The following is an 8493-nucleotide window of genomic DNA, read 5'->3' as shown; positions in this document are numbered from 1 at the left end:
CTTCGGCATCGGCGGCGGCTTTCTGATCGTGCCCGGCCTGATGGCGTCGACGGGCATGAGCCTGGCGACCGCCCAGGCGACGTCTTTGCTCAGCGTGGCTGCGTTCGGCGCGACCACGGCGGGCAACTATGCGCTGTCGGGCTGGGTCGATCCGGGCCTGGTCGCCGCCATGGCGGTCGGCGGGGTCGCCGGGACGGCGGCGGGTCTGCCGCTGGCGCGTCGGCTGGGGACGAACGCCAGGCTTGGGCGCATCCTGTTTGCGGGTCTGATCCTGGTGGTCGCCGCCTATGTCGCGGTGCGCGCCCTTCTGGCGCTCTGAGACCTCTGTTCAGCGGGCCGTCTTTCGACGACAGTTCCGCCCATGACCGACGCCAGACTGGAGATCGCCGCCGGCTTTGCTACTATGCAGGGGCCCAAGGCGGATAATCAGGATTTCGGCGGCGTCCATATCGGCACGGCGGCTGAGCAGCGCGAGCATGGGGTGGTGGCGGTGATCGCCGACGGGGTGTCGGGATCGAAGGCCGGGCGGATGGCGGCAGAGCTGACGACGCGCAGCTTCATCGACGGGTATCTGGATCAGAATCCGCTGAACGGCATCGCCGCCAACGGCATCAAGGCGCTGCGGGGGTTCAACCGCTGGCTACATTCGCGCGGGCGGATCGATCCGGCGATGGAGGGGGCGGCGACGACCTTCACGGCCCTGATCCTGCGCGGGCGCGAGGCGACGGCGCTGCATGTGGGCGACAGCCGGGCCTGGCATTTCCGCGACGGGGTTCTGACGCGGCTGACCGAGGACCACACGCGGGCCCAGCAGGGGCTGAGCCATGTGCTGTACCGCGCCGTCGGCATCGAGGCGGATGTGAAGCTGGATGTGCGGCAAGTGCGGCTGGAGCCGCACGATCGGCTGCTGCTGACCACCGACGGGGTGCATGGGGTGCTGGCCGATGCGATGATCGCGGGCCTGTTGGGACGGCGCAGTTCGCCCGACGCGGACGCCAAGGCGATCTTGGCCGAGGTCGAGGCGGCGGGGCCGCGCGACAACGCCACCGCCATCGTCATCGACGTGGTCCGCACCGGCGCGCCGGACTGGGAGGCGATCACGGCCGAGGCGGAAGGCTTGGCCATCCTGCCGCCGCCCGCCGTGGGCGATAATGTCGATGGGTTCGCGCTTCAGCGGATCGTGGCGGACGGGCGCTATACGACCCTGTTCCTGGCGAAGGACACCTTGGGCGACGCAGGCGCGGTGGTGCTGAAGTTCCCCAAGCCCGCCGTGGTGTCCGAGCGCGGGGCGCGCACCGCCTTCCTGCGCGAGGCCTTTATAGGGCGGCGCATCGACAGCCCCTTCGTCGGCAAGGTGCTGAGCCTGGATGCGGGCCGTCAGAGCCGCCTCTATATCGCCCAGCCCTTCCATGCCGGACAGACCCTGCATGCGCGGTTGGCGGAGGAAGGGCCGTTCGAGATCGCCGACGGGATCGGCGTCGCGCTGCGCCTGTCGCGCGCCGTGTCGGCCCTGCACCGGGCGGGAGTGACGCACCGCGACATCAAGCCGGACAATGTGATCCTGGAGACACAGGGCGGGCTGAAACTGGTCGACCTGGGCGTCGCGCGATTGCGGCTGGCCGAGGAGTTCGCCGAGGCCGAGGCGCCGGGAACCGCCGGCTATAAGGCGCCGGAAATGTATGCGGGCGAGAGCGGCGACGCCGCCACGGATCAGTTCGCCCTGGGGGTGACGCTGTATCGCCTGTTCACCCGCACCTATCCGTGGGGCGAGGTGGATCCGGCCGATGCGCCGCGCTTCGACCGGGCGCCCGCGCCGCCTACGCGACATCGGCCGGATATGCCCGCCTGGCTGGAGGCGGCCATCATGCGCGCCGTCGCCGTCGATCCGAACGAGCGGTTCGAGGATGTGGAGGAACTGATCCATGTGCTGGAGACCGGCAGCGCCGTCGCCGCCCCGCCGCCGCGCCAACTGTCCTTGATCGAGCGTGATCCAGTGCGGTTCTGGCAGGGGGTCAGCCTGGTCCTGCTTATCGCTTTTCTGGTGTCGATGGCGACGCGCTAGGGCGGCCTACGTTCAGCCTAAGCCTTTGGATGTGCGACATTTGGCGATGGGAACTCGAGGGAACCTGTGGCCGCCTTCGGCTTTTGTGACGGCGAGCGGGGATGTCGCGCCCGCACTTTCGGCACGAAAGCCTCCCCAAATGATCAAGACCCTCGCCTCCAGCGCCCTGGCCCTGGCCATGGTTTCCACCCCCGCCCTGGCGCAGTCCGTCGCCCCCGACTGGTCCGGCCCCTACATCGGCATCTTCGGCGGCTACAACCAGTCGAACGATGACGGCGACGAGATCCTGCGCTTCGACCGCAATCTGGACGGCAACTACGGCGACCAGGTCACCACTGTGCCCATCGCCCCCGCCACCGTCGGAACCAACGCCTTCAGCCCCGGCTTCTGCGGCGGCATGGCGACCAGCACCGTTCCCACCACGGGATGCCGTGACGACAACGACGGTGTCGAAGCGGGCGTGCGCGCCGGTTACGACATGCAGTTCGGCAACTTCGTGGTCGGCGCCCTGGCCGAATACAGCGTCAACAATGTCCAGGATTCGGTGACCGGCTTCTCGACCACCCCGGCCTTCTACACCTTCACGCGCGAGCTGGAGAGCACGGCGGCCGCCCGCCTGAAGCTGGGCTACGCCTATGGACCGGCCCTGATCTATGGCACCGGCGGTTACGCCTATGGCAAGTTCGAGAACAAGTTCCGCACCTCGAACCAAGCGAACAGCTTCACCGAAACCAGCGAAGGCGATGACGGCGACGGCTGGCAGGCCGGCGGCGGCGTGGAATACGCCCTGGGCCGCGGCCTGACGGTCAGCGGCGAATACCTCTACACCTCGCTGGACGTCGACAGCCCGGTGATCCGCGTCGGCAATACCGGCACGACCCCGGCGACGAACCCGTTCATCCTGGCGCCGAACACCACGGGCACGGACATGGTGCGCGGCAACGGTCGCTTTGGAACGCACATGTTCCGCATCGGCATGAACTACCGCTTCTAATCGTCAAGCGGGGCGGTCTGGCCTCAGGCCCGGCCGCCCTGGCTCGACAGCATGGCCGCGTCCACGCCCAGCTGGGCCAGGGCGCGTGTCCATTTCGACGTGTGTTCGCCGTCGAAAATCAGGTCCAGATCGGCGTCCGCAGTCAGCCAGACGTTGTCGGCCAACTCTTCCTCCAACTGTCCTTCGCCCCAGCCGGCGTAGCCCAGCAGCAAGGCGGAGCGGCGCGGACCGGCGACCTCGTCGGTCATGGCGGCCAGCGCCTCTCGCGTGCCGGTCATCGCCAGACCGTCGCCGAAGGCCAAGGTGTCGTCGCCGACTGTCCAGTCGTCGGTGTGCAGGACGAAGCCGCGCTCGCGCTCGACCGGTCCGCCCATCAGGACCGCGCGACCGATGGATTGATCGGGCGCCGGCGCGTCCAGCTTGTCCAGAACCGTCTTCAGATCGACGCCCGGCGCCGGACGATCCAGCCGCAGGCCCATGGCGTGATCCGGCCCGTGGGCGCAGATCAGGATGACGGCGTGTTCGAACCGGGCGTCGTCGATCCCGGGCATGGCGACCAGCAGTCGGCCGGTCAGGGTGGAGGCTTCGCTCATGATCCTGGCATCATCCGTCCGGAAAGCGGCGCAAGCAAGCCGAACCGGCGCTTGCGGTGTCGCCCGTGGTGTCTATGTGTCGCACACGGCCGTTCAAACGCGCCGGCCTCAAACCTCAGCGAGACAGACATGACCATTCAGATCGGCGATCGCATCCCCAACGCGACCTTCGCCCAAGCGACCGCCGAGGGCCCCAAGCCCGTCAGCACCGACGACATCTTCGCCGGCAAGACCGTGGCCCTGTTCGCCGTGCCCGGCGCCTTCACCCCCACCTGCTCGGCGCGCCACCTGCCGGGCTTCAAGGATCACTTGGCCGACATCCAGGGCAAGGGCGTCGATACGGTCGCCTGCATCTCGGTCAACGACGCCTTCGTCATGAAGGCCTGGGCTGAAAGCCAGGGCATCACCGACGACAGCATCGTCATGCTGGCCGACGGCAACGGCGAGCTGACCCGCGCCCTGGGTCTGGTGCTGGACGGTACGGGCTTTGGCCTGGGCGAGCGCTCGCAGCGCTATTCCATGCTGGTCAAGGACGGCGTGGTCGAGCAGCTGAACATCGAGCAGGGCGGCGAGTTCAAAGTGTCGTCCGCCGAGCATCTGCTGGCGCAGCTTTAAGTTGGATCAATCCACGCTACCGCTTTGCTACTTGAGCGTGGATTGATCGTGAACTCGGATGTGTTCAGCCCCGAGAAGCGCAGCGCCGTGATGCGTCGCGTGAAGGGGTGGGATACATCGCCGGAACTGGCCGTGCGCAGGATCCTGCGCACGGCCGGGATCGGCTATCGGCTGGGCGGCATGGGTCTGCCGGGCCGTCCGGATGTGGTGATGAAAGGCCGCAAGGTCGCCCTGTTCGTCCACGGCTGCTTCTGGCACGGCCATGAGTGCCCGCGCGGCGCGCGTCAGCCCAAGACCAACGCCGATTACTGGATCGCCAAGATTGACCGAAACCGCGCGCGCGACGCCGCCGCTGGTCAGGCGCTGGAGGCGTCAGGCTGGCGCGTGGTAATCGTCTGGGAATGCGAGATGAAACAGCCTGATTTCGCCGCGCGCCTGATCGCGACCGTTCGGGGTCAGGCGGCCTCGGTCGCGGCCTGAGCGGCGGTGTCGTTCAAGACGTGCTGCAAGGCGCCGATCAGAGCGGGCGGCGTCAGGGGCTTGGAGACGAAATAGGCCATGCCGGCCGCCTGACAGGCCGCGACGTCCTCGGGCGCGGTGTCGGCGGTGACGGCGACGACCGGGGTGGCGGCGTTGGGTCCGCCGCCGGCGCGCAAGCGACGCGTCGTCTCGCGCCCGTCCAGTTCGGGCATCCGGACATCCATGAAGATGACGTCGAACACCGCCTCCTGACAGCGTTCCAGCGCGATCATGCCGTCGGCGGCGGTGGTGATCTCGCAGCCCAGCGGCTGAAGGATCAGCTGCACGGCGCGGCGGTTGATATCGTGATCGTCCACGACCAGCAGGCGCAGCGGTTGGTCTTCGACCTCGTCGGCGACCGCAGGCGTCGAGGCGACCGGCTCGGGCTCAGGCTCCGGCGCGACGGGCGCGGGTGCCACGACGGCCGGTGTCAGCGAGCGGGCGATGTCCAGGCGGCTTTGGTCGACGACCTCGACGATCTGAACCGCCTCGTCTCCGCGCGGCAGGATCAGCGAGACGGTGAAGCGCGAGCCCTGACCCGTCGCGCTGCGGACCGTCAGTCGGCCGCCCATCAGGTCGATCAGATTGCGGCTGATCGCCAGCCCCAGGCCCGAGCCGCCGTAGCGGGCGGAGACGCCGTCGGCGGTCTGATCGAACGGGGTGAACAGGCGGGCCAGCTGATCGGTCGTCATGCCCGGACCCGTGTCCACGATCTCGAACAGCAGGGCGTAGCCCGAGGGCTCCTCGGGCCAGGCCTGGACGCGCAGGGTGATCTGGCCCTGCTCGGTGAACTTCATGGCGTTGGACATCAGGTTGTTCAGCACCTGACGGATGCGCATGACGTCGCCCTTGACGTGGCGCGGCATGGCGGAGGCGCCCTCGATGCGCAGCTTCAGCCCTTTGGCGTCGGCGACGCCGCGCCACAGCATCAGGGTCTGGGCCAGCATTTGTCGCAGGTCAAAATCCTTGGCCTCGACCGTCATCCGCCCGGCGCCGATCCGGGTGTGGTCCAGCAAGTCGTCCAGCAGGGCCTTCATCATCAGGCCGGCGTCGGTGATCAGATTGGCGCTGTTGCGCGACTGGGCGTCGGGCGTACGCAGCTCGGCGGCGCCGGCCAGGATCGCGCCGATCGGGGTGCGCAGGTCATGGCCGATGGCGGCCAGGAAGGTCGTGTGGTCGGCCAGGCTGCGCTCGGCCCTGAGACGGGATTCCTCGGCCAGGGCATGGGCGCGAACGACGGTGACGCTGGCCTCGACCATGCGCTGGCCGGTGATGGCGACATAGAAGGTGAACAGCACCACGGCCGCAGCCGCCGACATGACCAGCGGGCCGGGCGCATTCAGCGCATAGACGAAGAAGGGGGTCGCCAGAAGGAAGCCGACCTGGGGCGTGAGGCCGGCGATCATCACGGCCTGGCATCGGGTGGCGTTCACGATCGCCGTCAGCATGACCGCAGTCAGCATCAGCACCGCGCAGACGCCCCCAACCGCGCCGCCGATCCACCAGAGAACCAGGGAGAGGGAGGAGAAGACGGCCGAATTGACGAAGGTGACCGCCAGGGTCGCCACTTTGCGGCCCGTGGACAGCGCGTCGGGACCTTTCAGGATCGGTCGATAGACGACCATCTCCATCGCCTGGACCGCCATATACAGGATGACCCAGCCGAAGGTGAACCGCACCCCGACCATCGGGGTCACGACCAGGGCGATCGCCGCCGCCGCCACGAGCCGTTGCACCGCGGCGCCCGAGCGTTGGCGAACGGCGGCGGTCCAGCTGCTTTCAGCGATATCGACAGCGGTCGATTTCATTCAGGCTCTCGAATGACGAACGCAGGTCGCTCGCATCGGTCACCCTAGACGTGTCGACACTAACGCTCCGTCAACGAGGCGCGCCGACCGCGTCTGTTACTGCGGAAAAACCGTCAGCGCGAAGGCGGGCGGCCAGGTCACGCTTGATGCGGGCGACCAGGCCGGGGCCCTCGTAGATCAGGGCGGAATAGATCTGGACCGCCGATGCCCCCAGGCGGATGCGGGCATAGGCCTCGGCCCCGCTGTCGATGCCGCCGACGGCGATTAGGGGCAGACGACCGGCGGCGGCCTCGGCCGCCGCGCGCAGGGCCTTTTCCGCAAAGGGACGGATGGGCGCGCCGGACAGGCCGCCGGTTTCGTGCGCGTCCTGCGAGCGCAGGCTCTCGGGACGTTCCAGCGTGGTGTTGGAAACGATCAGGCCGTCGATCCGATGGGCCAGCGACGCCTCGACGATCATGCCGATCTCTTCGGCGATCAGATCGGGCGCAATCTTCAAAAAGACCGGCACGCGGTCAGGCGCGACAGCCGGCCGGGCGGCGTCGATGCGGCCCAAAAGGTCGTCCAACTGCTCGCGGCCCTGAAGCGTGCGCAGGCCCGGCGTATTGGGCGAGGAGATATTGACGGTGAAGTAGGCGGCGCGGCCGGCGAGGCGTTGCAGACCGGCGACATAGTCAGCCGCCTTGTCCTCGGTGTCCTTGTTGGCCCCCAGATTTGCGCCGACGACGACGCCCGTCGGGCGCTGGTCCAGCCGCTCGGCGAAGGCGTCGAGCCCGGCGTTGTTGAACCCCATCCGGTTGATGATCGCCCGGTCCTCGCTGAGGCGGAACAGGCGCGGCTTGGGATTGCCGGGCTGGGGCCGGGGCGTGACCGAGCCGCACTCGACGAAGCCGAAGCCGAGGCGCGACAGGCCGCGCAGGGCCTCGCCATTCTTATCCAGACCCGCCGCCAGACCGACCGGATTGGGCAGGTCCAGCCCCGCCAGCCGTGTTCTCAGGATTGGATCGTCGACGGGCGGGGCGGGCAGGGGGGCGAGCGCCAGCCCCTTGATCGCCATTTGGTGCGCCTGTTCCGGGTCCAGCCGACGCAGCAGGGCTGCGCCGAGATCAGTCAGGCTCATGCGTCGTCCTCGAACGCCATCTCGCCGTCGGCCGTGACCGAGAAGGCGCGCGAGGCCGTGACGGCGCCGACGGGCAGGGGGGCGTAGAGATGCGGGAACAGATCGCCGCCGCGCGACGGCTCCCAGATCAGGTCGTCGCCGAACCCGCTGAGATCGACGGTCAGCAGCAGCAGGTCGCCGCGCCCGGCGAAATGCCGCCGTGCAGTTTCGGCCAGTTGCGCCGCTGTCGACATGTGGATGTAGCCGTCGGCCAGATCGACCGGCGCGCCGTCATAGCGGCCCTCGGCGACGGCGGCGCGCCATTCGGCGGTGTCGACGATCTTGTAGGCGACGTCTGTCATGCGGATGGCGCGCCCAGCGACCGCGGCGTCAGGAAGCCTTCGTAGGTGCAGCGCCCCGCGACATCGACGCTGAACAGGGCGGCGGCGCCGGTCGGGAAGCCGGCCGACAGCTTATCCACCACGGCCGGCGAGGCGGCGCTTTCGATCAGATATTCGGCGGCCAGGACATGGACGCCCGGATTGTGGGCCAGGATCAGCAGGCAGCCGGCCTCGTCCTCGCTGGCCTCGACGAAGCGGCGGATTACGTCGGAGGGGGCGTTGTAAAGGGCGTCCTCGTCGCGGACTTCCACATCGCCGAACGCGTCGTGCATCTGCTCCCAGGTCTGGCGGGTGCGCACGGCGGTGGACACCAGCGCCAAGTCCGGCTTCAGCCCCCGCTCGGCCAGGGCGCGCCCCATCAGCAGAGCCTCGGCGCGGCCGGCGGCCGACAGGGGGCGGGCTTCG

10 protein-coding genes are annotated in these 8493 nt (G+C 68.7%); 5 read left to right on the top strand and 5 right to left on the bottom strand.

Annotated elements, in window-relative coordinates; all coding sequences use genetic code 11:
* From B3T77_RS09030 to B3T77_RS09020, 3 genes are all read left to right on the top strand, one after another.
* Positions 1 to 319 (top strand): sulfite exporter TauE/SafE family protein (locus B3T77_RS09030; RefSeq protein ID WP_292078951.1); only part of this gene is annotated, 319 nt, incomplete at its 5' end.
* 42 nt (positions 320 to 361) lie between these two features.
* The gene (locus tag B3T77_RS09025; RefSeq protein WP_292078950.1) at positions 362 to 2062 is read left to right on the top strand and encodes a bifunctional protein-serine/threonine kinase/phosphatase; all 1701 of its coding nucleotides are present in this window, start codon (positions 362 to 364) and stop codon (positions 2060 to 2062) included.
* A 139-nt stretch (positions 2063 to 2201) separates the two neighbouring features.
* The gene (locus B3T77_RS09020; protein ID WP_292078949.1) at positions 2202 to 3056 is read left to right on the top strand and encodes an outer membrane protein; all 855 of its coding nucleotides are present in this window, start codon (positions 2202 to 2204) and stop codon (positions 3054 to 3056) included.
* 23 nt (positions 3057 to 3079) lie between these two features.
* Here the strand turns inward: B3T77_RS09020 and B3T77_RS09015 are convergent, their stop codons facing one another.
* Positions 3080 to 3649 carry a YqgE/AlgH family protein gene (locus B3T77_RS09015; protein WP_066626932.1) on the bottom strand — a complete coding sequence of 190 codons (570 nt, stop codon included), beginning with the start codon at positions 3647 to 3649 and terminating at the stop codon, positions 3080 to 3082.
* 129 nt (positions 3650 to 3778) lie between these two features.
* Here B3T77_RS09015 and B3T77_RS09010 point away from each other — a divergent pair, with 129 nt between their 5' ends.
* The gene (locus B3T77_RS09010; RefSeq protein ID WP_292078948.1) at positions 3779 to 4264 is read left to right on the top strand and encodes a peroxiredoxin; all 486 of its coding nucleotides are present in this window, start codon (positions 3779 to 3781) and stop codon (positions 4262 to 4264) included.
* A gap of 48 nt (positions 4265 to 4312) precedes the next feature.
* Positions 4313 to 4744 (top strand): very short patch repair endonuclease, encoded by a 432-nt coding sequence (locus tag B3T77_RS09005; protein ID WP_292078947.1) that lies wholly within the window; start codon positions 4313 to 4315, stop codon positions 4742 to 4744.
* Here B3T77_RS09005 and B3T77_RS09000 read toward each other — a convergent pair.
* From B3T77_RS09000 to B3T77_RS08985, 4 genes are all read right to left on the bottom strand, one after another.
* Positions 4720 to 6591 (bottom strand): ATP-binding protein, encoded by a 1872-nt coding sequence (locus B3T77_RS09000; RefSeq protein ID WP_292078946.1) that lies wholly within the window; start codon positions 6589 to 6591, stop codon positions 4720 to 4722. The two genes, B3T77_RS09005 and B3T77_RS09000, sit on opposite strands and share 25 nt — an antisense overlap.
* A gap of 70 nt (positions 6592 to 6661) precedes the next feature.
* Positions 6662 to 7708, bottom strand: coding sequence for a quinone-dependent dihydroorotate dehydrogenase (locus B3T77_RS08995; RefSeq protein WP_292078945.1), 1047 nt, complete (start codon positions 7706 to 7708; stop codon positions 6662 to 6664).
* Positions 7705 to 8049, bottom strand: a complete 345-nt coding sequence (locus B3T77_RS08990) for a DUF952 domain-containing protein (protein WP_292078944.1) — start codon at positions 8047 to 8049, stop codon at positions 7705 to 7707. Before B3T77_RS08990 ends, B3T77_RS08995 begins: the two co-directional genes overlap by 4 nt.
* Positions 8046 to 8493 (bottom strand): SixA phosphatase family protein (locus B3T77_RS08985; RefSeq protein WP_292078943.1); only part of this gene is annotated, 448 nt, incomplete at its 5' end. The genes B3T77_RS08990 and B3T77_RS08985, both read right to left, overlap by 4 nt.

Source organism: Brevundimonas sp. UBA7838, from assembly GCF_002500885.1.
GTDB classification, from domain to species: Bacteria; Pseudomonadota; Alphaproteobacteria; order Caulobacterales; family Caulobacteraceae; genus Brevundimonas; species Brevundimonas vesicularis_C.
Note: the sequence above shows the minus strand (reverse complement) of the source record. Positions and strands in the feature narration are given on the sequence as shown.